29 protein-coding genes are annotated in these 26044 nt (G+C 34.4%); 8 read left to right on the top strand and 21 right to left on the bottom strand.

The genetic code is table 11. The features are described 5' to 3' along the window. Positions 1–320: 320 nt before the first annotated feature. The 7 genes from NKR20_RS03845 to NKR20_RS03815 form a co-directional block, all read right to left on the bottom strand. Positions 321–1670, bottom strand: a complete 1350-nt coding sequence (locus NKR20_RS03845) for a TrkH family potassium uptake protein (protein WP_121214099.1) — start codon at positions 1668–1670, stop codon at positions 321–323. 100 nt (positions 1671–1770) lie between these two features. Beyond that, positions 1771–2550, bottom strand: a complete 780-nt coding sequence (locus tag NKR20_RS03840) for a TerC family protein (protein ID WP_121214098.1) — start codon at positions 2548–2550, stop codon at positions 1771–1773. Positions 2551–2846: 296 nt separating this feature from the next. Then, entirely contained in the window at positions 2847–3932 is a 1086-nt protein-coding gene (locus NKR20_RS03835) for an SDR family oxidoreductase (protein WP_253423778.1), read from the bottom strand. 194 nt (positions 3933–4126) lie between these two features. Beyond that, entirely contained in the window at positions 4127–5704 is a 1578-nt protein-coding gene (locus tag NKR20_RS03830) for a peptide chain release factor 3 (protein WP_121214096.1), read from the bottom strand. A gap of 127 nt (positions 5705–5831) precedes the next feature. Then, positions 5832–7301 carry a UDP-N-acetylmuramoyl-L-alanyl-D-glutamate--2,6-diaminopimelate ligase gene (locus NKR20_RS03825; RefSeq protein WP_121214095.1) on the bottom strand — a complete coding sequence of 490 codons (1470 nt, stop codon included), beginning with the start codon at positions 7299–7301 and terminating at the stop codon, positions 5832–5834. Between the two features lie 6 nt (positions 7302–7307). After that, entirely contained in the window at positions 7308–8366 is a 1059-nt protein-coding gene (locus NKR20_RS03820; RefSeq protein WP_121214094.1) for a M42 family metallopeptidase, read from the bottom strand. A gap of 217 nt (positions 8367–8583) precedes the next feature. After that, a complete protein-coding gene (locus NKR20_RS03815; protein WP_253428038.1) occupies positions 8584–9972 on the bottom strand; it encodes an aldehyde dehydrogenase in 1389 nt (462 codons plus the stop codon). 163 nt (positions 9973–10135) lie between these two features. Here NKR20_RS03815 and NKR20_RS03810 point away from each other — a divergent pair, with 163 nt between their 5' ends. Continuing rightward, positions 10136–10291 (top strand): hypothetical protein, encoded by a 156-nt coding sequence (locus NKR20_RS03810; RefSeq protein ID WP_170148402.1) that lies wholly within the window; start codon positions 10136–10138, stop codon positions 10289–10291. A 77-nt stretch (positions 10292–10368) separates the two neighbouring features. On the opposite strand, the gene NKR20_RS03805 is transcribed toward NKR20_RS03810, so the two are convergent. Continuing rightward, positions 10369–10980 (bottom strand): thermonuclease family protein, encoded by a 612-nt coding sequence (locus NKR20_RS03805; protein ID WP_121214093.1) that lies wholly within the window; start codon positions 10978–10980, stop codon positions 10369–10371. Between the two features lie 280 nt (positions 10981–11260). Here NKR20_RS03805 and NKR20_RS03800 point away from each other — a divergent pair, with 280 nt between their 5' ends. After that, positions 11261–12586 (top strand): IS3 family transposase, encoded by a 1326-nt coding sequence (locus NKR20_RS03800; RefSeq protein ID WP_253423370.1) that lies wholly within the window; start codon positions 11261–11263, stop codon positions 12584–12586. Positions 12587–13240: 654 nt separating this feature from the next. On the opposite strand, the gene NKR20_RS03795 is transcribed toward NKR20_RS03800, so the two are convergent. Further along, positions 13241–13819, bottom strand: coding sequence for a phosphatidylglycerophosphatase A family protein (locus NKR20_RS03795; protein ID WP_121214092.1), 579 nt, complete (start codon positions 13817–13819; stop codon positions 13241–13243). Positions 13820–13951: 132 nt separating this feature from the next. Here NKR20_RS03795 and NKR20_RS03790 point away from each other — a divergent pair, with 132 nt between their 5' ends. The 3 genes from NKR20_RS03790 to NKR20_RS03780 all read left to right on the top strand — a co-directional run bounded on the left by NKR20_RS03790 (position 13952) and on the right by NKR20_RS03780 (position 15701). Further along, positions 13952–14671 carry an alpha/beta hydrolase gene (locus tag NKR20_RS03790; RefSeq protein WP_121214091.1) on the top strand — a complete coding sequence of 240 codons (720 nt, stop codon included), beginning with the start codon at positions 13952–13954 and terminating at the stop codon, positions 14669–14671. 81 nt (positions 14672–14752) lie between these two features. Then, entirely contained in the window at positions 14753–15268 is a 516-nt protein-coding gene (locus NKR20_RS03785; RefSeq protein WP_253423775.1) for a YjcG family protein, read from the top strand. 4 nt (positions 15269–15272) lie between these two features. Beyond that, positions 15273–15701: a GNAT family N-acetyltransferase gene (locus NKR20_RS03780; RefSeq protein WP_253423772.1), complete on the top strand. Its 429-nt coding sequence runs from the start codon at positions 15273–15275 to the stop codon at positions 15699–15701. A gap of 64 nt (positions 15702–15765) precedes the next feature. Here the strand turns inward: NKR20_RS03780 and NKR20_RS03775 are convergent, their stop codons facing one another. From NKR20_RS03775 to NKR20_RS03750, 6 genes are all read right to left on the bottom strand, one after another. Next, positions 15766–16014: a stage VI sporulation protein F gene (locus NKR20_RS03775; protein ID WP_121214088.1), complete on the bottom strand. Its 249-nt coding sequence runs from the start codon at positions 16012–16014 to the stop codon at positions 15766–15768. A 12-nt stretch (positions 16015–16026) separates the two neighbouring features. Further along, entirely contained in the window at positions 16027–16239 is a 213-nt protein-coding gene (locus tag NKR20_RS03770; RefSeq protein ID WP_414674153.1) for a YjcZ family sporulation protein, read from the bottom strand. A gap of 64 nt (positions 16240–16303) precedes the next feature. Next, on the bottom strand, positions 16304–16672 hold the full coding sequence (gene spoVAE / locus NKR20_RS03765; RefSeq protein ID WP_121214087.1) for a stage V sporulation protein AE: 369 nt from the start codon (positions 16670–16672) through the stop codon (positions 16304–16306). A gap of 9 nt (positions 16673–16681) precedes the next feature. Further along, positions 16682–17680: a stage V sporulation protein AD gene (locus NKR20_RS03760; RefSeq protein WP_253423769.1), complete on the bottom strand. Its 999-nt coding sequence runs from the start codon at positions 17678–17680 to the stop codon at positions 16682–16684. Then, positions 17674–18129, bottom strand: coding sequence for a stage V sporulation protein AC (spoVAC, locus tag NKR20_RS03755; RefSeq protein ID WP_121214085.1), 456 nt, complete (start codon positions 18127–18129; stop codon positions 17674–17676). The genes NKR20_RS03760 and spoVAC overlap by 7 nt, the downstream gene beginning before the upstream one ends. Then, positions 18129–18530 carry a YhcN/YlaJ family sporulation lipoprotein gene (locus NKR20_RS03750; protein WP_170148401.1) on the bottom strand — a complete coding sequence of 134 codons (402 nt, stop codon included), beginning with the start codon at positions 18528–18530 and terminating at the stop codon, positions 18129–18131. Before NKR20_RS03750 ends, spoVAC begins: the two co-directional genes overlap by 1 nt. Positions 18531–18858: 328 nt before the next feature. On the opposite strand from NKR20_RS03750, the gene NKR20_RS03745 reads away from it, so the two are divergent. Next, positions 18859–19479, top strand: coding sequence for a CotY/CotZ family spore coat protein (locus NKR20_RS03745; protein ID WP_121214083.1), 621 nt, complete (start codon positions 18859–18861; stop codon positions 19477–19479). A 195-nt stretch (positions 19480–19674) separates the two neighbouring features. On the opposite strand, the gene NKR20_RS03740 is transcribed toward NKR20_RS03745, so the two are convergent. The 6 genes from NKR20_RS03740 to NKR20_RS03715 form a co-directional block, all read right to left on the bottom strand. Next, positions 19675–20016 carry a hypothetical protein gene (locus tag NKR20_RS03740; RefSeq protein ID WP_121214082.1) on the bottom strand — a complete coding sequence of 114 codons (342 nt, stop codon included), beginning with the start codon at positions 20014–20016 and terminating at the stop codon, positions 19675–19677. 61 nt (positions 20017–20077) lie between these two features. Then, complete coding sequence (mgtE, locus tag NKR20_RS03735) at positions 20078–21454, bottom strand: magnesium transporter (protein ID WP_253423766.1); 1377 nt, start codon at positions 21452–21454, stop codon at positions 20078–20080. A gap of 215 nt (positions 21455–21669) precedes the next feature. Beyond that, positions 21670–22572: an RluA family pseudouridine synthase gene (locus NKR20_RS03730; RefSeq protein ID WP_253423763.1), complete on the bottom strand. Its 903-nt coding sequence runs from the start codon at positions 22570–22572 to the stop codon at positions 21670–21672. Positions 22573–22580: 8 nt separating this feature from the next. Next, entirely contained in the window at positions 22581–23375 is a 795-nt protein-coding gene (locus tag NKR20_RS03725; protein ID WP_121213877.1) for an NAD kinase, read from the bottom strand. A gap of 1 nt (position 23376) precedes the next feature. Further along, on the bottom strand, positions 23377–24051 hold the full coding sequence (gene yjbM / locus NKR20_RS03720; protein WP_121213878.1) for a GTP diphosphokinase: 675 nt from the start codon (positions 24049–24051) through the stop codon (positions 23377–23379). Positions 24052–24169: 118 nt separating this feature from the next. Beyond that, positions 24170–24562 (bottom strand): UPF0738 family protein, encoded by a 393-nt coding sequence (locus NKR20_RS03715; RefSeq protein WP_253423759.1) that lies wholly within the window; start codon positions 24560–24562, stop codon positions 24170–24172. A gap of 113 nt (positions 24563–24675) precedes the next feature. Here NKR20_RS03715 and NKR20_RS03710 point away from each other — a divergent pair, with 113 nt between their 5' ends. Then, positions 24676–25254, top strand: a complete 579-nt coding sequence (locus NKR20_RS03710; RefSeq protein ID WP_253423757.1) for a CYTH domain-containing protein — start codon at positions 24676–24678, stop codon at positions 25252–25254. A gap of 21 nt (positions 25255–25275) precedes the next feature. After that, a complete protein-coding gene (locus NKR20_RS19380; RefSeq protein ID WP_170148396.1) occupies positions 25276–25995 on the top strand; it encodes a lytic transglycosylase domain-containing protein in 720 nt (239 codons plus the stop codon). The last annotated feature ends 49 nt before the right edge of the window (positions 25996–26044 follow it).

Here is a 26044-nt window from a genome sequence, read left to right as displayed (position 1 = left end):
AAAAATGGGTAAAAAATATCATTTTTCAATTTTTATCCAATTCCAATTAGTACTTTTAAATCTAAAAAGATATTTTTTTGACTTTTTTATCGCCTTTTTTTGTTGATTTGTTATTTACCATTAATTTCAAGATATTTCTAAAATCAATACTATATACCCAATAATTCACATTTTAAAACAAAATATTATAAATAGCGCACTCTTTTTTCAGATAATTCGTGCAATACTTTTACGTTATTACATATATAAAATAATATTTACAATACTTATTAAACTAAAAATGTCTCATACTTTTTAAATGTATGAGACATCAACATAATTTATCCTATTATGACACGTTCCTTCGGGTAGCGATAAGGTGGTTTTTCTGCTTTACCGCCCAAAGTATATAAAAATGAAATTAGGCCTACTCGACCAATGAACATTAAAATCATTACAACAAACTTCCCTTCAGTTGATAGGCTATCAGTAATCCCTAGGGACATACCACAAGTACCGAAGGCAGAAGTAATTTCAAAAATAATTTGTGTAGTTGTTGCATATGGCTCTGTTATTAACAACACCATTGTCGAAATCATAACCATAAAAAACGCAAGGATAATTACAACGTAAGAGCGAAAAATATCACTTAAATGGATTTCTCGTCCAAATATTTGGATTTCTGTCCTACCGTTTGCAAAGTTTATAAGGAATAAAATTGCTATAGCAAAAGTAGTAGTTCTTATTCCCCCTCCAACAGAACTTGGAGAAGAACCGATAAACATAAGAAAACTTAAAAAAATATCTGTGGCTTCACTAAATTGTGATACATCATATGTTGTTAAGCCTCCAGATCGGGAAGAAATAGAATGAAACATTGCTGTAAATAGCTTTTCATACCATGTCATCCCTTTAAAAGACAAGAACGATTCCACCAAAATTATAACGAGTGTTCCAACAATAAATAAAACAAAATAAGTTAATGCTGTAATTTTAGTAAAAAGCGAAAATCGAAAAGTATCCTTTTTTCTAAATAAAAAATTTTTTACTTCAATTAATACTGGGAACCCAATCGCTCCTAACACAATTAAAATCATTGTAATAAATTGAACGAAATAATCGGTATGGAACGGTTGTAGACTTTCCCCAGTGATATCAAATCCACCGTTAGTTGTTGCAGATATGGATGCAAAAACCCCATGTTTAATGGCTTCACCCCAAGTATCAAAATATTGGTGGAAGTGAAGGGAAAGAATTAATGCGCCGACTGCCTCAATAATAAATAAGAGCTTCACGATTTCTTTCAATAATTGTACAACACCAGACACTTGAGATTGATTAAAATCAATCATAATTAATTGTCTTTCTCTCATCCCAATTCTTTTCCCTGTTATTAGCCAAAGAAATGTGCCCAAGGACATAATTCCGATTGCTCCAAGTTGCAATATAACTAATAGGACTACCATTCCAAAAGGTGTTAAAGTGGATGAAATGTCAAACACAGATAATCCCGTAACACTGACCGCACTAACTGCCGTAAACAAACTATCTACTAAAGAAACTTCTTTCCCCTCTTCGTAAACAGCTGGAATTCTTAATAATAAAAACGAAGACGCAATTGCGATAAAATAGTATGAAACCAATAATTGAAATGGCGTGATTGCTCTACTATGTTTTTTCTTGTGAGTCACATATTTCGCCTCTTATCCATAATATAGAACTTTTTATTAGTATAAGGAAAACAAGAGTAAAATAAAAGAGGAACAGCAATGTGCTCCTCTAAAAAACCATTTATTTTTCTTCTACAACTTGCTTTTTCTTTTTCGCTACACTGATAAAATATCCACCAAGAGCGATAAGTAACAATACAATCCAGAATGTTAATTTCCATGGTGTTGAATGTGGAAACTCATGTGGTAAAATTCCAACTTTATCGTGTGATAATGTTAATACAACTAATTTTACACCAACCCATCCAACAATTAAAAATGCTGCAGTTTCTAAATCTGGATATTTGTTTAAGATTTTTACAAACCACTGTGCAGCAAATCGCATGATAACCATACCGATAATACCACCCAAGAACATCACAGCGAATTGTCCAGCATTAATACCTCCAATATGGAAATCTCCCATTTCAGGTAACGTTACGGCAATCGCAACAGCTGCTAACATGGAGTCTACTGCAAAGGCGATGTCTGCTAATTCAACTTTAGCAACAGTCGCCCAAAATCCTTTTCCTTTTTGAGTATGTTCTTCAATATCTTCTTTTGTTTCCTCTGACTTCTTAAATTTCGAGTCATAAATGTGTTTAATTGAGATAAATAATAGATAAGCAGCACCAATCGCTTGAATTTCCCAATAGTTCACTAAAACTGTAATCAAGAATAACGCAACAAAGCGGAAAATAAATGCACCAATTAATCCATAAAATAACGCTTTTTTCTGTTTATTTTCTGGTAAGTGTTTTACCATAACTGCCATTACGACTGCGTTATCGGCTGCTAAAAGTCCTTCTAATACAACAAGTACGACTAGTACCCAAGCATATTCCAATAATATTGCTTCCACGAGATAGTTCCTCCTTAGTCTTTTTATGCCCATATTGATGGGATTTTAAAATACACAGAAATCTCCAAATTTAGGCAAAATAAAAGACCTCTGCCTAAATAATAGGCAAAGGTCTTGCTTAGCAATAATTATACGTGCAAATTATGCTCTCACACCCGATGGAACAAACCATGTAATGACGAATGTGAAGTAAGTATCTCACAATACTTATAAGCTACTCCCCTTTGACAATAGTCAAATGGATATTTGATTTTCTGTAACCTGATTATAACACAAATTCACTAATATCTTCAATATTATTTTATTTCAATTTGGTAAAGTTTGTTACCTTTATTTTCATTATAAAATTTAACCATTGATGGAATGGATGCGATGAAGTCTGGACAAGTGATATTCCCCTTTATCAAAATTTCCTGTGCTTGCCGACTATCGAAGGTTGCATTCCATGTTAAGTAATCTAATGTTTCTATTTCAACACCTAGCATTTTTCTTAAATTTTTTATTTTCATCATAGATCGAGCAATTTCTATTGGAAAACGTCCCCTTGGATATTTACCTGTCATTTCCTTTACCATAGTACGAAACACTTCTTGAACTGGATGGGGTTGTGGATCGGTTAAATGTAGTGTTTTATTAATCGCACTTTCCTCTGTACAAATAAATGTTGCTGCATCAACAATATAATCAACAGGGACTACATTAATCGTTGAAGTAGAATGACCTAAATAGGGTATAAAGGGTAAACTTTTTAAACGATCAATCATATTTAAGAAAAAATAAGGACCATCAAATTTAATCGTTTCACCAGTAACCGAGTGTCCTCTAACGATGCCAGGACGTATAATTGTAGTTGGGACTTTTCTCTTTAGATCCTCGACTAATAGTTCTGCTTCAAATTTTGTTTCTTCATAGTAATTTTTAAATTGAGGTGGTCGAACAAGTTCCGTCTCTAACAATATCCCTTCCCTCGTCCCTGCAACATAAGCAGTACTAAAATACATGTAACGGTTAAGATTGGGTAGTGATACAACAAAGTCATTTACCATGGATGTACCATGAACATTTACTTTCCAAGCAACTTCTCTTGGTACAGCTAAGTCATAAATTGCGGCTAAATGCCAAAAGACCGAAATCTCAGGCACAATACGTTTCAAGATGTCATGGTCCAAATCAAGATTCGGTAACGTAATATCCCCTTTTACTAACTCCATTGTGCATCCAGGATAATGGCTAAGTATTTCTTCCATTTCTTTTTGTGCTTTTTCAATTTCCGTTGATAACACTAATACGATTACAGAATCTGAAACTTTCTTCTCAAAAACACTTCGAATAAGTTGACTTGTAATAAATCCAGGAAAACCAGTGAAAAAATGAATCCCCATATTATGACCCCCAGCCTATTTTTTATATAGCTGTTACTTGTTTCCATTTTATCTCATTACTAAATTAAATACATCTAAGATATAAGGAAATAATAGTTTCCGATTGAAACTTTCACTATTATAAACAAGCCTGGTCTAAATTTATCCCATAAAAAAATGCGGCTTACAATTGTAAGCCGCGTAAAAGTTTTCTCTTATAACAAACTATAAAGTTTAATGTTCTCATTTTTATCAGAGAACCAGCGCATTGCAAATTCGTTTTCAAATAAGAATACAAGGTTGTCAAAACGATCTTTTACAAGCATTGAACGTGTTGAAGACATTGATTCTTTTACATCTTCTTCATTTTCAATCCAACGAGCAATTTTTGAGCCAATTGGTTGCATGATAACTTCTACATTGTACTCATTTTTCATTCGATGTTCGAACACTTCAAATTGAAGTTGTCCTACTGCTCCCAGAATGACTTCTTCTGTGTGCAATGTTTTGTAATATTGAATTGCACCTTCTTGAACTAATTGTAAAATCCCTTTATGGAATTGTTTTGATTTCATTACATTTTTAGCAGAAACTTTAACGAAAATTTCTGGTGTAAACTGCGGTAATTTTTCAAATTGGAAGGTCTTTTTACCACCGACTACTGTGTCTCCAATTTGATATGTCCCTGTATCGTATAGACCAATGATATCTCCTGCCACAGCCTCGTCAACTGTTTCACGGTCATCGGCTAAGAATTGTGTAGATTGAGACACTTTAAAGGATTTCCCTGTACGTGATAATGTTATATTCATTCCACGCTCAAATTTACCAGATACAATACGGACAAAGGCAATACGATCTCGGTGTGCTGGATTCATATTCGCTTGAATTTTGAAAATAAATCCAGAAAAATCTTTATGTTCCACTGGGTCGATGAATTGCTCATCCTCTGTAATACGTGGTTGTGGTGCAGGTGCAAATTGTAAGTACGTTTCTAAAAATGTTTGAACACCGAAATTCGTTAAAGCCGAACCGAAAAATACTGGAGTTAATTCGCCACGACGTATTTTATCCTCAGAAAACTCATTACCTGCTTCATTTAAAAGAATGATGTCATCCATTGCTTGTGTATAGTATGATGTCACTTTCATTGGATGGTCCACAGCTAATTCGCCATCCTCGTCGATTGGTAGAAAGCGTTCTGAATCTTCTGTACGGAACTGTTCAATACGTTTGTTATAACGGTCATAGATTCCTAAAAATTCTTTCCCCATACCAATTGGCCAGTTCATAGGGTATGCATTAATTCCAAGTACTTCTTCAAGTTCTTCGATTAATTCAAGCGGCTCTTTCCCTTGTCGGTCTAACTTATTAATAAAAGTAAAAATTGGAATACCGCGCATACGACAAACTTTAAATAGTTTTAATGTTTGTGCCTCAATCCCTTTGGCAGCGTCAATAACCATTACCGCGCTGTCTACAGCCATTAAAGTACGATACGTATCTTCAGAGAAATCTTGGTGCCCAGGTGTATCTAAAATATTTACACGAAAACCTTGATAATCAAATTGCATAACAGAAGATGTAACAGAAATTCCACGTTGCTTTTCAATTTCCATCCAGTCTGATGTTGCAAATTTACCTGTTTTTTTCCCTTTTACAGTACCAGCATCACGAATGGCACCACCAAATAAAAGTAATTTTTCAGTAATCGTCGTTTTACCAGCATCCGGGTGGGAGATGATGGCGAAGGTACGACGTGAAGTTATATCTTGTTCTATTTTTGAAGTCATAGTTTAAGTCTCCTTTATTAATACCTTTCCTATCATATAAGAATTTAACTAAATTACACAACCTTTTTTCATTCTATCCAATAAAATACCCTCTCTATTATAGTTAGAGAGGGATAAGAAGCAAAAATTACACAAATTTTAATCGTCCAGCCTCAATCGCGATTTCTGCATCACTATGAGGATATTTCGTGTTACCAATAATTTGATAATCTTCATGACCTTTACCAGCGAAGATAATAATATCTCCTGGTTCTGCAACCGAAACTGCATGTCTTACAGCTTCTGCTCTGTCACCAATACATGCATAATTTTCGTGTTGCATACCTTTTTCTAAGTCACCAGTAATACTGTCATATTCTTCATAACGTGGGTCATCTGTTGTCAATACAACATAGTCCGCTTTCGATGCTTTTTCAGCCATTGCTGGACGTTTTGATTTATCACGGTTACCACCAGTCCCAACAAGGAAGATGATTTTTTTGTCCGGCTTTTTATATGGTAGTGCTGCATTGATTGCCTTTTCGATTGCATCTGGAGTATGCGCATAATCAATAAAGATTTGTAACGGTAAATCAGTTACAATTTTCTCCATACGACCGCGCACAGGGTTTAAATCTTCAATCTGTTCAATGATTGCTTCCAATTCGAAGCCTCTTGAATAGAATACCGCTGTAGCAGCTAATATATTGTAAACATTAAATTCCCCAATTAACTTCATAGAAACAGGGAATTTCCCTTCAGGTGTTATCATGTCGAAGGTTGTAATGTTATCATCATAACAACAATTTTCTGCGCGGAAATTTGCATCATTTTTTAAACCATATGTCCAAACTGGATATGGAGTTAATTGTGCATATTTTTCAGACCATGGATCATCGGCATTTAAAATAACTGATTTATTTTTCGTTAGATCTTGTCCAAGTTGTGAGAATAATAATCCTTTTGCATTTCCGTAGTTTTCCATTGTACCATGGAAATCAAGATGATCGTGGGTTAAATTTGTAAATACAGCCACATCATAATCAACTCCAGCTAATCTTCCTAATGCTAATCCGTGAGAAGAAACTTCCATCACCATCGCACGACAACCTTCCATTTTCGCACGGAAAATCATTTGTTGTGTACTTAATGCATCGCTAGTTGTATTAGCTGATTCGTATAAAACGCCATTTAAATTAAAGCCGATTGTACCAGAAACCGCTGACTTTTCTCCCATACCAATAAGCATATGATGAATTATGCCAGATACGCTTGTTTTTCCGTTTGTACCTGTAACACCAATCATTGTGATATCATTTGATGGATATTCAAAAAATTTCGCTGCTAATAATCCCAATGCTCGATTCGTATCTTGAACAATGATTTGAGCAACTTCACCTTCTAATTGTAATTTTCGTTCCGTTACAATGACGATAGCACCCATCTCGACTGCTTTTTGAGCATAGTCATGTCCATCTACGGTATATCCTTTAATACAAATAAATATACTTTTTGGTTGAACACTTCTTGAATCGATTGAAATATCCTTTATTGTTGTTGGTAACTGCCCTACTATTTCTTTATAAGGAATTACGCTAATTAATTCTTCAGTATACATACTCACTTAATCCTCCTTAACCATTGCTGAAGTGACATAGACATATAACAATTGTGCAGTTGCCTTAAGTGAGTCAATATGTGTTCGTTCATATGCATGGCTCGACTCAATGCCCGGACCGAATAATGCGTGCTTCACATCAAACCCAGCTCGAATTGCAGCAGATGCATCCGATCCGTAATATGGATAAATATCTAATTTATAATCAATTTTATGTTGTTCGGCTAAATTTACAAGATGTCTTGTTAAATCATAATGATATGGACCACTAGAATCCTTTGCACAGATGGACACAGTGTATTCATCTGTGGCTTGACCATCACCAATAGCACCCATATCAACCGCAATATATTCTACAACTTGCTCAGGTATATTTGAATTTCCACCATAGCCAATTTCTTCGTTATTTGAAATATAGAAATGTGTTGTATAAGGAAGCTTAATATTATTTACTTTGATATATTTCATTAATTGCAATAATAGAGTTGTACTTGCTTTATCATCTAAATGTCGCGATTTAATAAAGCCAGATTCTGTAACTTCAAAACGTGGATCAAAAGATACGAAATCCCCTACATTAATTCCAATATTTCTTATATCTTCTGAGTTTTTCACTTTTTCGTCAATCCGTACTTCAATATGTTTCTCATCGCGTTTGATTTCTCCTGCTTTCGCATAAACATGAACTGATGTTTCATGCATTAAAATTGTCCCGCGATTTTTTTTCCCAGAAGCAGTATGGATTGTACAATATTCACCTTCAACCGCATTCCAATTAAAGCCACCTACCATTGCAAGCTTTAATCGACCATTTGATTTTACTTCTTTTACCATAGCTCCTAATGTATCCACGTGGGCAGTTAAAAGTCTATGGGATTCATTATCTTCTCCAATAAATGTAGCAATAATAGCGCCTTTATTCGTCTTTTTATAGTCAATACCTAGGTCAGATAAATACTCCCCAATAAACTTTATGATTGTCTTTGTATATCCTGATGGACTAGGAATGTTTACGATTCGGCCTAATAAATCTATGGTATCTTCTTTATAAAATACATCATTCATCAATAAGCCCCCCAACTTATCCATTCATAAATGAAATCTGAATAAAAATAATCATATCAAAATTCGCCAATTATCGACACCCTTGAATAAAGAAAAATGTCTAAAATAGCCATAAGTTTTTAATAAATATATCATTTTTATTCTTTTACCATAATCTAGTGAACATGTATGTAATTCGAAAGACCGAGAAATTTGAAAACAAACTTCTCGGTCGATACTATTTTAAAATAGAACGAACTAATTTTATTTTTTGTTTATAAGGTGGAAATGCGATATTTGTTGCTAATTTTGAAGAACGTTTCATAACTGATTTTGCATGAGTAAAGTTTTCAAAACTCGCTCTACCATGATAAGCATTCACACCTGAAGGACCTACGCCACCAAAAGGTAAAAATGGGTTTCCGACATGTGAAACAGTATCATTAATACATCCTCCCCCAAAAGGCAACTCTTGTAGGAAGTACTCTATTGCCTTTTCATGTTCAGAAAAGAAATAGCCAGCTAATGGTTTGGGAAGTTGCCGAATCTGATGAATCGCTAACTTTAAATCATCATAAACCATAATCGGTAAAATTGGACCAAAAATTTCGTCCTCCATAATAGGATTATTCCATGTGATATTTTCCAAAATTGTTGGTTCAATAAATAAATCTTTGCTGTCTGTTTTCCCACCAAATGTAATGTTCTTTTGCTCTATCTCAATTAACTTGTGTAAACGATCGAAATGTCGTCTATTAACAATTCGACCATAATCCTTACTTTGTTGAATATTACGACCATAAAACTGTGTAATAGTATTTTTAAGTAGAGTAACAAACTTGTCGTAAACTGAAGAATGTACTAATAAATAGTCTGGAGCAACACAAGTTTGACCAGTGTTAGTAAATTTCCCCCAAACAATTCTTTTTGCTGCCACTTCAAGATTAGCCGTCTGATCAACAATTGTTGGACTTTTACCGCCAAGTTCCAATGTAATAGGCGTTAATCTTTCAGCTGCAGCTCGCATAATAACTTTTCCTACAGACACACTACCTGTAAAGAAAATATAATCAAAGGAAGAATGAATGAGTGCAGTAACTTCTTCTTTCTCTCCCTCAACCACACGAACGTAACATGTATCAAAAGTTTCTCCGATTATTTTTTTAATAATGTTAGTCGTGTGAATCGTTGTTTCTGAAGGCTTTACGATTGCTGTATTACCGCTAATTAAAGCACCAATTAATGGCTCCATAACCAGTTGAAATGGATAATTGAAAGGGGCAATGATTAATACTACTCCATACGGTTCTCTTACAATAAAGCTTTTTGCAGGTTGAAAATGAATTGGTGTTTTCACTTGAACGGGTGTTGACCATTCATCAATATTTTTAATCATCAATTCAATACTACTAAGAACTAATCCAACCTCATTTGTATAAGCTTCAAATTCACTTTTTCCCAAATCTAAATTCAACGCATGTAAAATGTCTTTCTCATACTTTTTTATTTTATCTTTTAATTTTTCTAGTTGTTTTTTTCTGAAATCAATACTTTTTGTACACCCTGTAAAAAAGAAGTTCCTTTGTTCTTCTATCCTTAATTCTACTTCTTCTTGAGTAAATTTCATCATTTCTCTTCCCCCAATCTATACATAATATTTTTTTTTCGGTTCATAATAATTATGTACAATTTACTACTAAATGTCTTTCAAAATCCTTTTTACAACGCTATTGAAGTCAATATTGATTGTAAATTAGATTCGAAAGACGTTATAAGGGGGCAATTTATTTATGATTTCGACTGATACTTGGTGGGAAAAAATTTTTTCAGGACCTTTGTCAATTGGTTTAAATGAAGAAAAAGTACATCAATTAGAGGACGAATCCTTTTTATTCCTAAGTGAAGAAGAACAATTGCCACAAGACAATGAATATCAAAGCGAATAAGAATTCTGGATGAGAAAAATTGTATAAGTAAAGAAAAAGGACTGTTTTTCTATTTTGAAAGACAGTCCTTCTATTTTTTAGTTTTGAATTACCTCTGGATGGAACCCATCTTTTTGTAGGTAATTTTCATGTTCCCAAATATTTAATTTATTAGCTTTAGCAGTTTCTTCAATTTCACGAAATTCTTTTTCCAGTGTGTTATTTGGCTCATTTATATATCGAACAGCAGCATATCCTTCTTTTAGTAGAAGCTCTTGTAGAAGAACATCATCTACAAAAACATAAGTCAATAATCTACCATAGTTATCTGTTTCAGGTCCCACATCATAAAGCAATTCAATTTTAGACGCATTTTCTAATAAGTTTAATGTATAACTTTTCGCTTCTTCTGCATAAGGCATAGGATCCTTTTTATCATAATTCATTTCCGGAGTATCGATCATGAGTAATCGAATTCGCTCTTCTTGTCCATTCACTTTTACACGAAATGTATCGCCATCATTAATGGAAATATACTGCGCTTCAATCAACTCATTACCAGTAGCCTCCACAGCAAGTTCTGGCGTGATTTTATACTCATCACTAATTTGCTCAGATTCTTTCGACGAATTATTAAACAATAAATAAAGCACAACTGCGAGAATAACTGTCCCACTAGTAATAATCGTTTTTATATCAGAAGCTTTCATCTTACTACCTCATTCTTTCATTTTTCCTTAGTAATAGTACCATACAATTACATGTCAAAAAACAAAATTTAACTAAACGGAGGAGATTTGCTAACTCTGCAGTGTGTAGTTCCGCTCACAAAAATAAGTCCTTTTAGTATTTCATTATGAAGAAATAAACGAAAAATAATTATTATAATATGGTACCTGTGGATAGGACACTTGAAAAAGAGTGTGCTATTCACAGGTATTTTTTATATACTAGACTTTCAAGAGGAATAAGGACGGACAGAAGACAGCGATGAGTAAACAATTATTTTCACCAGAACAGATTGAACAACTACAAAAGAATCCACATGTATTAAAGGTAAGCGAACGTACCATTACTTACGCAGATGCATTTAAAAGTAAATTTATAGATGAATATTTAGCAGGCAAAACACCTCGGCGAATTTTTGAGGAATACGGTTTTGATATTGAAGTAATAGGCATGAAACGTGTTGAACAAGCCTCCTCTCGTTGGAGAAAAGCGTATGAGAAAAATGGTTTAATTGGGCTAACCGATACACGTAAAACGAGTTCCGGAAGACCTATAAAGCGTGAATTAACGATGGCAGAAGTTCTCGGAAGACAAGCAGCACGTATTGAACTACTAGAAGGGCAAGTAGAGATGCTAAAAAAGCTCGAAGTGACAGAAAGGAGGCTGCTAAACACCAGTCAAAAATTAAGCACAAATAAGGTATTCCAACTGATTTCCGATACACTAGAGCAGTTTCCATTTAAACGAATGGTGACTTATTTTTGCGCACTTTTAAACGTCTCACGTTCTGGTTATTACAACTATTTAAAGACAAGTGAGACACGTGCAACGAAAGAGTTGAAGGATAGAGAAGCACGTGATTTGATCTTAAAAGCCTTCAATCGCCGTGGTTATAAGAAGGGGTCACGTTCAATTAAAATGACACTTGAACACGACTTTGGCATCGTGATGAATCGCAAGAAAATCCAACGTATTATGCGAAAGTATGGAATTGTCTGCCCTCACCGCAAAGCCAATCCGTATAAACAAATAGCGAAAGCAACAAAAGAACATCGTGTTGTGCCAAATAAGCTAGAGCGCCAATTTAAGCAAGGTGTACCAGGCAAAGTCCTATTAACAGACATTAGCTATATTCCCTATAACGGAACAATGGCTTATTTGTCGACCATTAAAGACGGGTCTACCAATGAAATTTTAGCTTATCATGTATCAGATCGTATTACGCTGGACCTCGCAACAAAAACTGTTGAGAAACTATTCCGCAATAAACGTGTAAAGCTCCATCCAGAAGCCTTCATCCATTCAGATCAAGGTGTTCATTATACAAGTCCAAAATTCCAAAAGCTTTTAAAGCACTATAAACTTGGTCAATCGATGTCACGTCGAGGCAACTGTTGGGATAACGCACCACAGGAATCCTTTTTCGGACACTTAAAAGACGAAGTTGATTTCAGCATGGTCAAAACACTGGATGAGTTACGCGCTAAAATCGATCACTACATGGTTTACTACAACAATTATCGTTATCAATGGAATCTAAAAAAGATGGCTCCTGTACAATACAGAAACCATCTCTTAATAGCTTAAACTCTTTTTTTAGTTTGTCCTTGACTTGGGTACCACATTATTAGCTAAATTCAATGGCCTTTCTCTTTAAGGAATCTGGCCTACCACATAAGCCGCGCACTTATACTAGAAAGTTTAGAGGCTAAAACAAAAAAGTGAGCGGACCTTACACAAGCAGGTGACAAAAACGCCACATCGTGTGGCATTGTCACCATGACCAACATCGTGTTGGCCCCAAAAACAAGTCGTAAAGACAACACAAGTTGGCTTTGCGGCTTGTGTGCAACGTCCGCTCACAAAAGTTAAATCCTTTTTAGTATCCCGATACGAGAAATCGAAAGAACGATTCCCATTGATTCAAAAAAGTGGTCATTCTATTTAAGTAGCCGCGGCCTACCACCGTAAGCCGCGCACTTATACTAGAATGTTTAGAAGGTAAAACAACAAGTGAGCGGACATGACACAAGCAGGTGACAAAAACGCTACATCGTGTAGCATTGTCACCATGACCAACATCGTGTTGGCCCCAAAAACAAGTCGTAAAGACAACACAAGTTGGCTTTGCGGCTTGCGTGCAACGTCCGCTCACAAAATAAAATACTTTATTAGTATCCATAATAAAAATAAATAAAAAGAGCACTATTACACTAACGTAAATAGCGCTCTTCATCGGGATTATTCACTTTCTTGATTTTTCGGTGGCTTTGGCCCTAAATCTTGTGGAGGTATATCTGCAAACGTCTCGCCCTCTTCTTCAAGATCGCGCATACGGTGTGCAATTCGTGAAGCCGCACAAGCAGCAATACTTCCAACCAAATCATCTAAAAACGTATGAACCCCATTACCAACTTTCGTATCTAACTTTTTAATAATCCCAACTTTATTCTTATCTAAATGCCCATAAGTTGTTAAAGCAATACTTCCATAAGTCATTACCGAACCAAGAGCAAGCGTTTCATCTACACCAAATAATCCTTCATCAGATTCAATAATTGATTGTAATGGTTGCGATAATAAATTTTTCTCAGCTAACTCATCTAATTCGATTCCAACTAAAACCGAATGCTGAACTTCACGTTTACGAAGGACTCTTTCAACTGAGTTAATACAATGCTCAATTGTCAGTCCCTCATTATATGGTATTTGCATATCATAAACGATCTCTGCAATATCATTAATTGTGACACCACGTCTTTCTAAAGCTGCTTTCGTGGCTTTTGCTACTTCTTCTGAAGAAATTCGTTTTTTTACCATTTTTTAGCCCCATTTCTTTTAATGACAAAATAAAATTCTTTCTGTTTTTTCTACTATTACGACCATAGTACACGTAGAAATACGGATATGATACAATTTTAATACATCAAAGATATGATAGGAGGTCCCCTCGTGGATCAAGGAAAAGTAAAAGATATTACATTTTTTAGCAATTCTTTGCAAGAGGAAATGGAATTACTGATTTATGTACCAGCAAATTATACTCCTCTTAATAAATATAACATCTTAATTGCATCAGATGGAAAAGATTATTTCCAACTAGGTGGAATCTCACGCCTAGCAGATAAATTAATCGATGACTTTGAAATCGAAAATCTAATAATCGTCGGTGTACCTTATAAAAATATTGAAGATAGAAGAAAAAAATATATTCCAACTGGAGAGCAACATGAAGCATATTTACGCTTTTTAGCACATGAACTAATCCCATATTTAGACAATGAGTTTTCAACATTCCAACTTGGCTCGACACGTGGTTTAATTGGCGATTCTATGGCTGGAACAGCATCACTTCTTGCAGCAATAAAGTATCCAAACATTTTTTCAAAAGCCATTTTACAATCACCGTATGTTGATGAACATGTACTACAATTAGTTGAAAAAACTCCAGTTAACAATACCTTATCGATTTACCATGTTATTGGCACAGGTGAAGACAAAGTATTAACGACTGATAAGAAAATTAAAGATTTTCTAACACCAAATAGACACCTTCATAATTTACTTTTAGAAAAAGGCTATAATACTTTTTACGAAGAATTTAACGGTAACCATACTTGGAAATATTGGAAACCAGATTTAAGAAGAGCATTAATCGAAAACTTTAGTTAACAAAATGCTCGTTAAAATGCCTAATTTTCTCTAATCTGCTATAATTAAATTCGAAAAGAAGATTTAGGGAGGTAATGAACGATGAAATATGGAATTGTTGCTTTTCCATCTAAGAAATTACAAGATTTGGCAAACACTTATCGAAAACGATATGACTCACATTATACAAAAATAACGCCGCATATTACATTAAAGGAAGCGTTTGATGCTGATGAAATCGAAATTCAAAAGATCTCTAAAGAAATCGCATCAATTGCTGATAATTTTGCGCCGTTAAAAATTCATGCATCTCGTATCAGTTCGTTCTTCCCAACGACAAATGTAATCTTTTTCAGAATTGAACCGACAGATCAGTTGAAAAACCTTCATCAAGAACTTCAAAGTCGAATAAATATCGGAAAACCGAAACATGTATTTATTCCACATATTACGATTGCTCAAGATTTAACTGAAACAGAGCATGACGATATATTTGGTCAATTACGTATGATTGGTATTAATGAACAAGAAACGATTGATCGAATCCATTTACTATACCAATTAGAAGATGGTTCATGGACAACGTATGAAACATATCGCTTAACTGGGGATGAGTAATGAAGTGTTTGAAGTTAAAGTAGTTAAAACAAAGGAAGATTTAGAACTAGCATTTGCAATAAGAAAAAAAGTATTTGTAATGGAGCAGGGGGTTCCTTTACATCTAGAATTAGATGAATATGATGCTATATCTACTCATTTTATCGTTCTTGATCAAGACAAAACAATCGCTGCTGCAAGATTACGTGAAATTGACAGTAAAGTAGGCAAAGTTGAACGAGTTTGTGTGTTAAAAGAATACCGAGGAAAAAAGCTAGGTGTTCTGATTATGCAAAAAGTTGAGGAATACGCTATTAAACAGGGCTGGAAAAAACTTAAGTTAAATGCACAAAGTTATGCCGTTCCTTTTTATGAAAAACTAGGGTTTAAAGTAACATCTCCTGAATTTTTAGATGCCAATATTCCTCACCGAGCAATGGAAAAAATAATATAAAAAGGACGCCACTTTAGTCGAAACCAATCTTCTTATTGGTCTGAGTACTAAAGTGGCGATATTTTTATCCTAGCATTTTTTGAATTTTTGATAGATCTAAAGATTGACCTTCTTGAATAATTGACTTTACGATTTGATTTTCTAAGTCTTTAGAAATTGGCTTATTCGCTAATTTACTTACTCGTTGTACGATTTTTCGAACTTGCTTTTCATTTTTAAAATCAGCATATTGAATGGCATTTGCCAAAGCAAAAATTTCTTCCATGTTTACGCCAGTTTTATTTTCTATTTGTTTAAAAAAAGGGTTCTGCATTTTTTTCCCTCCCTACTTAAAGCAGCTTCCTACGATTATCAATAAAATGAATAACACAACAATTAATACAAATAACGATCCGTTGTATTTATTGCCTCCACAACAAACGTTCTTTCCCATATCATATGCTGGACTTTCTTGAGTGTGACCACAGTAATTATATGGCATAACTTGATCGTGTCCGTAACACATTAAAGGACTTTCTTGACCATTATGTTCCCACATAAAAATCCCCTCCTCTCGACTGTATATTATGCTCATATACAGTCGAAAGGAGGGGTTAAACGCCCTAGTTCACTTTTCCTTTAGGTTTAAAAATTAATGCAGCAATAAAACCAAAAACAATTGCAGAACTTATACCTGAGCTCGTAACTTCAAACATTCCTGTTAATACCCCAACCCATCCATGTTTTTCAGCCTCTGCAATTGCACCAGATGTTAATGCATTGCCGAATGATGTAATTGGGATTGTTGCACCAGCTCCAGCTAAATCGATTAATGGCTCATACCAACCTAGTCCTGCTAAAATGGATCCTGCAACTACTAAGGTCGATAATGTATGGGCGGGAGTTAATTTTCCAACATCCATTAAAAGTTGGCCAATTACGCAAATCAACCCGCCTATTACAAAAGCTAATAGAAAATCAATAAAAATCATCTATACTCCTCATTCCACCGTAATTTCAACTGCGTGTGCTGTACAAGGAATCGATTCCCCTTGTTGAAACGATAATGGAGAAAGGAGCGCACCAGTAGCACAGAGTAATACCCTTTTATACCGACCAGTTTTTAATTGCTGTTCCATATAACTATAATAAACACTTGCCGAGCACCCTGCTCCACTTGCCCCAGATTGGAAACTTTTATCTTCTCCATAAAATTCAGCACCCGCATCACGGAATATTTCTAATTCTTCTTGTTTTGCACCAGTTTGAGCAAACATCGCTTTTAATATTTTCAACCCAATTTTTCCTAAATCTCCGGTCATAATGACATCATAATCTGAAATCTTTTGATTACGCTTTTTCAAATGTGATTGAATCGTATCAAATGCAGCAGGTGCCATTGCTCCTCCCATATGGAAAGGATTCACCTCACCATAATCCACTACTTTCCCAATTGTTCCAGCTACAATGGAAGGAAAATTTGGTTGATGTTTTCCGACTAATGCATAACCTGCAGCAGTAACTGTCCATTGTGCAGTTTCTGGCTTTTGTCCACCATAATCAATTGGATAACGGAATTGGCGTTCAATTGAATTATGCTGACTGGATGACCCAGCGATTGCATATTTTGATGCTCCTAGTTCTGTTAACAGACTAGCAACAATCAATGATGATACAGAGGTTGCACAGGCAGAAAACATACCGATAAATGAAATAGCTAGTTCCCTCGCTGCGAAATTTGTTGGTGTCATCTGATTAACTAAATCACCACTAAGGAAATAATCGATATCTAAATTATTTGTTATATTTGCTTTCTTCATAATAATGTTGCAAGCTTCTTGAATCATCATTGCATGGCCTTGTTCATTCGTTTGTTGATTCCAACGTTCATCTTCTACTACCGAATCAAAATACGAATAAAAAACACTTTTTTTCTCTAATGGCCCCGCAACTGACCCACATGCAATAATTGATGGTTTTGTATTAAATAAAATTACCATTCTACCACGCCCATTGATACTAAGATTAGTTTAATTAACGCTACGAAAAATGCGGAAGCTACACCAAACACGATTACAGATCCTGCAAGTTTAAATATATTTCCACCAACACCTAATACAAGACCTTCTGTTTTATGTTCGATTGCAGCTGAAACGACAGCGTTACCAAAACCTGTTACAGGTACTGCACTTCCTGCTCCAGCAACTTGTCCTAATTTACGATAGAGCCCGAACCCAGTTAAAAGCATGGCAAGAAAAACCATAGTAGCGGCAGTTGGATTACCAACTGTAGTTTCTGTAAAATCAAAAAAGATAATATAAAAGTACGTAATTGCATGTCCTATCGTACAAATTAATCCACCAATTAAGAAGGCTTTTATTATGTTCTTTAAATAGGGGGTAGGTGGTGTAATTTTATCTTCTATTTGTTGATATTGTTGCTGGTCCACTATGTTTCCTCCTTAGCAAGATCTTTTAGCTTTTCAACTTCATCGCTAATCTTTTTTTCATCCTCTTCTTCAAGAAGTTTTTGTGTTTCCCAAAATAATTTATAATCAGCTGAAACAAACACTTCTAAATCAGGAAATTTCTCTTCAATTTGTTTTTTTAAGTTTTTTTCAATTTTTTTCTTTTTATAATCTAGCCAAGGTTTCGCCTGTACTGCTACTAATAGTTGATTATCTACAAAAATTGCATTACCAGCGTATACTTCATTAGAGTTATTAATCACTTCCCTGACGCCTACATCGGTTTCATTATTAACAGTATTGTTAACTTCAACTGTTTGTTCACCAGAGCATCCAAATAGAAAAAATGGAATGCAAAATAATGTCCATGCTATTTTTTTCAAAATGAAACCCCCTTTTTTTATCCATTATGAGCATGTCTATTTAAAATTATTCAGAACGACCAAATGCACTATTTTAAGCCATTTTTATTTTTTCCCGATTTTTCAAAAAGAATGTAGACTAATGAAAAAAATCAAAGAACAATTAAGAAGACCTTCATCAATTTAGTAAAATTGTGCTGAACTACCACAAATTTTAGAACAACTAACTATATCAAAACTTTTCAACAAAAAAACTGTCCTAATTATGCGGCCTAAGGACATTCGCCCGTTTTTTAAATTCAATTTGACATATTGTAGATTGAAGTCAAAATAAGTGAGGTGAAAGATAATGGGTTGTGGTAGAAATAATGTTGAAGGCACTTCACATCATGAGGGTTGTGTATGTGAAGTAGTAAAAACAATCTTAAAACTACAAAACCATGTAGTAAGACATGAATGTGATGAGTGTGGAACAAGTTGCTTCTTAGAGCCACTAGGAGGTTTAAGAAACCATTCTCGTAACAATGCAGATACTCGTGTGTTCATGCTATTAAATAAAGACGGTACTCCATTCAAAGCTTTTTTCAAAGAAAAAGATAATAATAATAAAAATGGTAGAGGTAGAGACGGTAAAGATGGTAAGGATGGAAAAGATGGCAAAAAGGATAAAGAAATGTTCCATTTTTCACCATTCTTCCGTGTAGAAGATGTATTTGGTGATTGCTGTGCAACATTACGCGTTTTAGCACCAGTTGACGAAGATGGTGAAGTTGTTGATGTGTTTAATGGTAATGGTGATGGCAAAGGCGGTCACAATCATGGTAATAACAATGATGGAAATCTAGACTTAGATGAGTTAGAAGATGTTGTAGACTTCGAAAAAACAGACAGCTGCTTAACTGTAGATTTAGCAGCATTCGTTGCTATCCAATGTATCGCAGACGTTGACTTAGATATCTGCAGAAGATAATTTACAAAATGGAGGGACTAATCATTGCGATTAGTCCTTCTTTTCTTTGTTAATTTTTCATAAAGATTCGTGCAAATTTAGCTCCAAATGAAATACAAAGATTCTTTGAGCAAATGGAGATATTATCTAACTCCTCATAAATAAACAAAAATAAAAACTGACAAACCGCTAATGCGGTTTTGTCAGTTTCATATTTTATCTTGAAGTAGTAATTACCTCAATTTGATTTCCATCAATTTCGATAATGTCTTCATTATTATTTATTTTCACTATATTCCCATTTATTTCTTGAATCTTTCCAGTGATTGATTCCCCATTACTTAAATAAAATCGTAAAATCCGATTGCTATTTATTGGTTGGGAAAAGAAATTGAGTTGTCTAGCAATAACAGGATTTACTACACGACCTGATCTAGCAATTTCATAAACGGAAGTACTTTCCTCCATAGACACATCCAGTACATCCTGGGGTTCTGCCTCTTCTACCTCAATATAATAAAATGGTGGAGTTGGAATAAATAATAACGGTTCTTCCATTTTGCACATCCTTTTTTTCATAAAATATGCAAAATCTTAAAATACGTGAATATTGCCTAACTTAACCTATTTGTCCTAAAAAAGTTGTTGCTAATCCTAAATAAATTAAAATACTCGTTACGTCATTTAAAGTTGTAATAAATGGGCCGGAAGCTACGGCTGGGTCAACTCCTAGCTTATGAATTAACAAAGGAATAAAGGAACCTGCGATCGTTGCAACAAGGATGGAACAACAAATTGCTGCTCCTACTAATAAACCTATAATAAGGGAATGCTTCCAGAAGAAAATAATACCAATTACAACAAGACCACATATTAAACCTGTAATTAGTCCTGTCATAATTTCACGCATCAACATTTTAAATTTGCTTTTCTCTTGAATTTCACCCGTAGCTATACCGCGAACAGCAACGGCTAAAGCTTGTGTCCCACTATTCCCTGAAGTTCCTGAAATTAATGGAATAAATAGTGCGAGTAAGGCGACTTTATCTAATGTGGCTTCAAATTGTGCCATAATTGTCGCCGTAATCATCCCTAAAAATAGTAATATAATAAGCCAAGGTAAACGTTTCGTTGCCGCTTTTAATGGACCGCCATCAATATCATCAATATCCGATACCCCTGCTAGTTTGGAATAGTCATCTGAAGCCTCTTCGTCAATTACGTCAATAATATCATCGACCGTAATAATCCCTTGCATTTCATGTTGTTCATTGACAACTGGAATTGCTAAGAAGTTATAATCTTTCATAATTTGTGCAACTTCTTCTTGATCATCGGATACTTTAACATATACAACTCGCTCATTCATAATGTCGCGGATTAACGTATCTTCCTCTGAAATAATTAAATCACGTAATGAAATAACTCCCGTTAAGTGGTGTTGGTCATCCACTACGAAAACATAATAAATCGTTTCGGCATTTGGAGCTTCATTGCGAAGAACAGTCATTGCTGATCGGACTGTTGAATTTTCCAAAATCGAGACATACTCGGTCGTCATAATAGCCCCAGCAGTATACTCTTTGTAGGCTAGTAATTCGTTTATTTCTTCAACCGTTTCACTATCCATCATTTCAAGAAAACTTTCCCGTTGTTCCTCATCAAGCTCATGTAACACGTCAACGGCATCGTCTGTATACATATAAGAAAGCATTTCTGCTGCGTAAGATGTGTCCATCTCGTTTAAGAATTGCTCATATTCTTCATCTTCTAATTCAATTGATTCAAAGATTAATGCCATTTCTCGAGGAGACAAGAATTGATAGATGGTGATACGTATGTCAGGTCCAACCTTCTCATAAAATTGTGCCTGATCGTACGGATGAAGTGCTAAATAGTTTTCACGAAACGAATCAATATCTTCATCTAGTAATAATTGTCGTAAAAATTCTTCGTCATATTGAGTTTCTTGATTATTTTTACGTTGTTCTACCATACTTGTCCCCTCCTCTCAAACTTCATCATATGTGCAAATACAATACAGGTAAATACCTTTTTTTAAGTTCACAATACTTTTACAAATATGATTCTTTTTCTTAAAAGTTCTAGCCATTAATTAGATAGATTATCATTTTTCTAATATAACATAGATTTTCAAATGAGCGATTTGAAAATAAAAAGATGTTCGATTCATTTTCGAACACCTCTCTTTTAATTATTCATAAGTTTCTTCAACGATTCAAGTAAATCACTTGAAAAAGATAACTTTTCCATTGTTATTGGATGCACCATTTCTAGTAAAACACAGTGAAGAGCTTGTCTATTTAATAAACTTTTACTTCCTCCATATAGATCATCACCCACAAGCGGATGTCCAATATAAGCCATATGAACTCGGATTTGGTGAGTTCTTCCGGTATGAAGTTTTAATCGGACATGAGTTAATGGTTCTCCATTATTGGAGTATCCTCTTTTTAATACCTTTACATCGGTATGAGAATATTGACCATCACTTCTTACAACCCGTTCAATAATGCTTGTCTCACTCCGGCCAATTGGTGCAATAATTTGTTGTTCATCTAAATCAACATGACCATGAACAATCGCTTCATACTGTTTATTAATTTGCCCTCTTTTTTGTTGTAGCCCCATTAAATGGTGAATATGACTATGTTTTGCTATACATACAAGACCTGAAGTATTGTGATCGAGCCTTGTTACTATATGAACAGTCGAATGAATCCCCTTCTGTTGAAAATACCCGCTAACAAAGTTTGCAACACTACCAGTAGGATGTTCACGAGATGGGATTGTATTCATAAATGGAGGCTTTTCAATAATTAATAAAGCTTCGTCTTCAAATATTATATTTAAATCCCCTTGTTCAACAATCAAACCATCACTTATTTCCTCAGGTGGGAATATAATGGTGATTTCGTCCCCTTCATTTAAAACATGGCGTACATTTTTTTCAATACCATTCACCAATATCGTACCACCATTAAATTTAATTGAAGTTAAAGCTTTCTTTGAAATTCCTTGATTACTAATGGCATTCCGTAATAATTGACCATTTTGAGTAGCCTTAAACTGTAGATTATATCTTGTATCCATGGTGGCCTCTATTCATTTGAAACAAAGGAATCATGTACTCGTTCCCAGAATGGAAAAGGTCTGAAACGAGCAAAGCGTACTCTTTCGTTGGCAACATTAAACGTTACAGATTTCAAATCGTTATGCACAAATTGGTTATGATCAATCGTCATTGTAAATTGCTGATTACTCACTGGTATTAATGCACAATTATGATGTGCAGGTAATACTAAGGATGAGCCAACCGTTCTAAATACTCGATTATTAATGGATGCCATTTCAGTTATTTGAAAAGCTTGTAATGTCGGATGAATAATCGCGCCACCTAGTGCCTTATTATAAGCCGTACTACCTGATGGTGTGGAAATACATAGGCCATCACCACGGAATCTTTCAAAATGATTGCCATTTAACTCTACATCCATTACTAATGTAACATCAGGAGATTTTATCGTTGCCTCATTTAATGCTAAATATGTTTTAGATTCATTGTTGTGTGTTTGAACATGCACTTCCAATAATGGGTACTCAACCACGTTATATTCTTTTTTCGCAATCGATAAAACGAGCTTTTCAAGTTCTGATGGCTTCCAATCTGCATAGAAACCTAAATGACCAGTATGAATTCCGACAAAAGCTACTTGGTGTAGTCGATGAATATGGCGATGGAATGCATGTAAAAGCGTCCCATCTCCACCAATCGATATAACAATCTCTGGTTCTTCTTCATCAAATATTAAGCCAAAATCCTGTAAATACGTTTTGGCAAGTCCCATTAATTCATTGGATTGTGCATCTCTGCGTGACTGAATCGAAAATTTCAAATTACTCACGCTCCTTTTCCTCATTTGTCGATCGAATCGTTGGGGTTGATGCTTCTTTATTTTCACTAAAGTAAACTTGTGCTTCCTGGATTTCACTTCGAATTGAAGACATTTCTTCATCTAATTTAAACGCAGCTTCTGCAGCATTTTGGAGTCGATTTTTTATTTCTTCAGGGAACAAGCCTTTATATTTATAATTTAAGGAGTGTTCGATGGAAGCCCAAAAATTCATCGCAAGCGTCCTAATTTGGATTTCTGCTAATACTTCTATTTTCCCGTTAATTGTTTCAACAGGGTATTCCACAATCATATGATAAGAACGATAGCCACTAGGTTTACTATGTGTAATATAATCCTTTTCCTCGATTACTTTCAAATCATCTCTTTGACGAATTAAGTTTACAACTGTTGAAATATCATCAACAAATTGGCACATGATGCGGAGACCTGCAATATCTTGAAGTTCTTTTGTTAATTGATATGAAGGTTCAAAGGGTATTCCCTTTTCTAAGGTTTTATCATAAATACTTGCTAACGGTTTAACTCTTCCTGTAACAAACTCGATTGGAGAAGTTGTTCCAGTAATTCCAAATTGCGAACGCATTCCTTTTAATTTTACTTTTAGTTCATCCACAGCCTGTTTATATGGGCTTAAAAATATGTCCCATTGTCCCATAGAAAATTCCTCCTTAGAAAACACGATTTGTCATTTAAGAACAAATCGTAGTTGCATCTTCGTATCGCGAATCGAACCATGCAACTTTATCATTTAATAAGCACGTAAGTTTTACAGATTACAACGTGTCATTTTGGAATATTTCCTTAAATGCTTCTTCGACTGAATCGACAAATTCTTTTCCATAGTTGTCGTTTCCTTCGATATTGAAAATGAGCATTTCCAGTTCTTCTGTAAAATTGATTAATTCTATTGCTTCACCATTTATCGTTACATATGGATTTTGATTAGATTTCAAAATATCTACTAGATGTGACCATAGTTCATTCGAAAAATGTAAATAACTAAACTCTCCACCTTCTTCGACAACATATATGAATGCAAGGTTGTCAGAGTCTGCTAACATATGTCCAGCAGGAACAATTTGTATGTCTTTATCATTTTCGTTTAAACTAAAGTGATGGTTATTATGTAAATATTGATAATTGTCGATTTTATAAATGTTGCGCATTAAACTTACATCCCTTCAACACTATTCCTTCATATTTTAACATAGCACTGTACAATTTCGAGAAAAAGAATGAAGGAAAATACACATTCTTCTTATTAGAAAGGAAAATATATATGAGTCAAGAATTAGAAATTGAGTTTAAAAATACATTAACAAAAGAACAGTATGAAAATTTATTAATATCATTTCAAATACCAAATGAAAAAATAATTCGACAAACAAATCATTATTTTGATACACCTAATTTTTCTCTTAAAGAATTATCTAGTGGCCTTCGAATTCGAGAGACAAGCAATAAAATAGTTTGTACATTAAAAGAGAAAAAATCTACAAATATTCATTTAGAAACAACGGATGAATTAACGAGAGAACAAGCGGATTTAATGTTAGCAGGTGAAGCATTTTTAGCCCCTCGAGTAAAGGAGAAGTTGTTAGAATTAAATATCCCAATTGAGAAATTAAGAGTATTTGGCACTTTAACAACAGATAGAGTGGAAATTGCATACAAAGGTGGAATCCTTGTATTTGACCATTCTTTCTATTTGCAGTGTGACGATTATGAGGTAGAATATGAAACAAGTAACGAAAACAAAGGAAAAGTAATTTTCCTAGAATTTTTACAACAACACAGCATAACAAGACAAGTTGCAGATAAAAAAATTGCACGCTTTATGAAAGCACTGAAAGGTTGATCGTAGTTGGATATTTCATCAATGAAAATGTTACTTGAAATTCAAGCACTCCAATCCATAGGCAATACACAAACAAGCGTTCAATCGTTAACAGACAACAACTCTATTTTTACAGAATTACTGGAAGAGATGTTGTCTTCAACATCTTCCTTAACGAATAACGCTTCAAACCTTCTGGAAAACTATACACAAGCAAATACAACCGAGAACGCTCTATCTTCAATGTACTTAAATTCTACTTCAAATTACATACCTGATTCATATTATGATGCATTAATTGGTTCGAACAGTAATAACGTTTTTAATAATTACATTAATAAAGATTATTTAAATACATCTGGATATGGAGATGTTCTTGCAGGAGCAAGTAAATATTCAGAATTCATTTCTAAAGCTTCTGCAAAATATAGTGTACCTGAAAAGTTAATTGCAGCCGTGATTAAACAAGAGTCGAATTTTAATCCAAATGCAGTTAGTTCTGCTGGTGCAACAGGCTTAATGCAACTGATGCCTGGAACCGCAAAATTTTTAGGTGTGCAAGATTCCCATGATGCAGAACAAAATATAATGGGTGGAACGAAATATTTAAGCCAAATGCTAAATAAATTTAATAATAATATTGAACTAGCTCTAGCTGCTTATAATGCAGGGCCTGGAAATGTTTCGAAATACGGTGGGATTCCTCCATTTAAAGAAACAGTTAACTATGTAGATAAAGTACTAAAATACTATAATGCTTAAGTTTTAATACCCAATATGCGATTTGTTTGAGAAAAAGGCAATACGTTGA

It is taken from the genome of Ureibacillus endophyticus, from assembly GCF_024159215.1.
Taxonomy (GTDB): Bacteria; Bacillota; Bacilli; order Bacillales_A; family Planococcaceae; genus Ureibacillus; species Ureibacillus endophyticus.
Note: the sequence above shows the minus strand (reverse complement) of the source record. Positions and strands in the feature narration are given on the sequence as shown.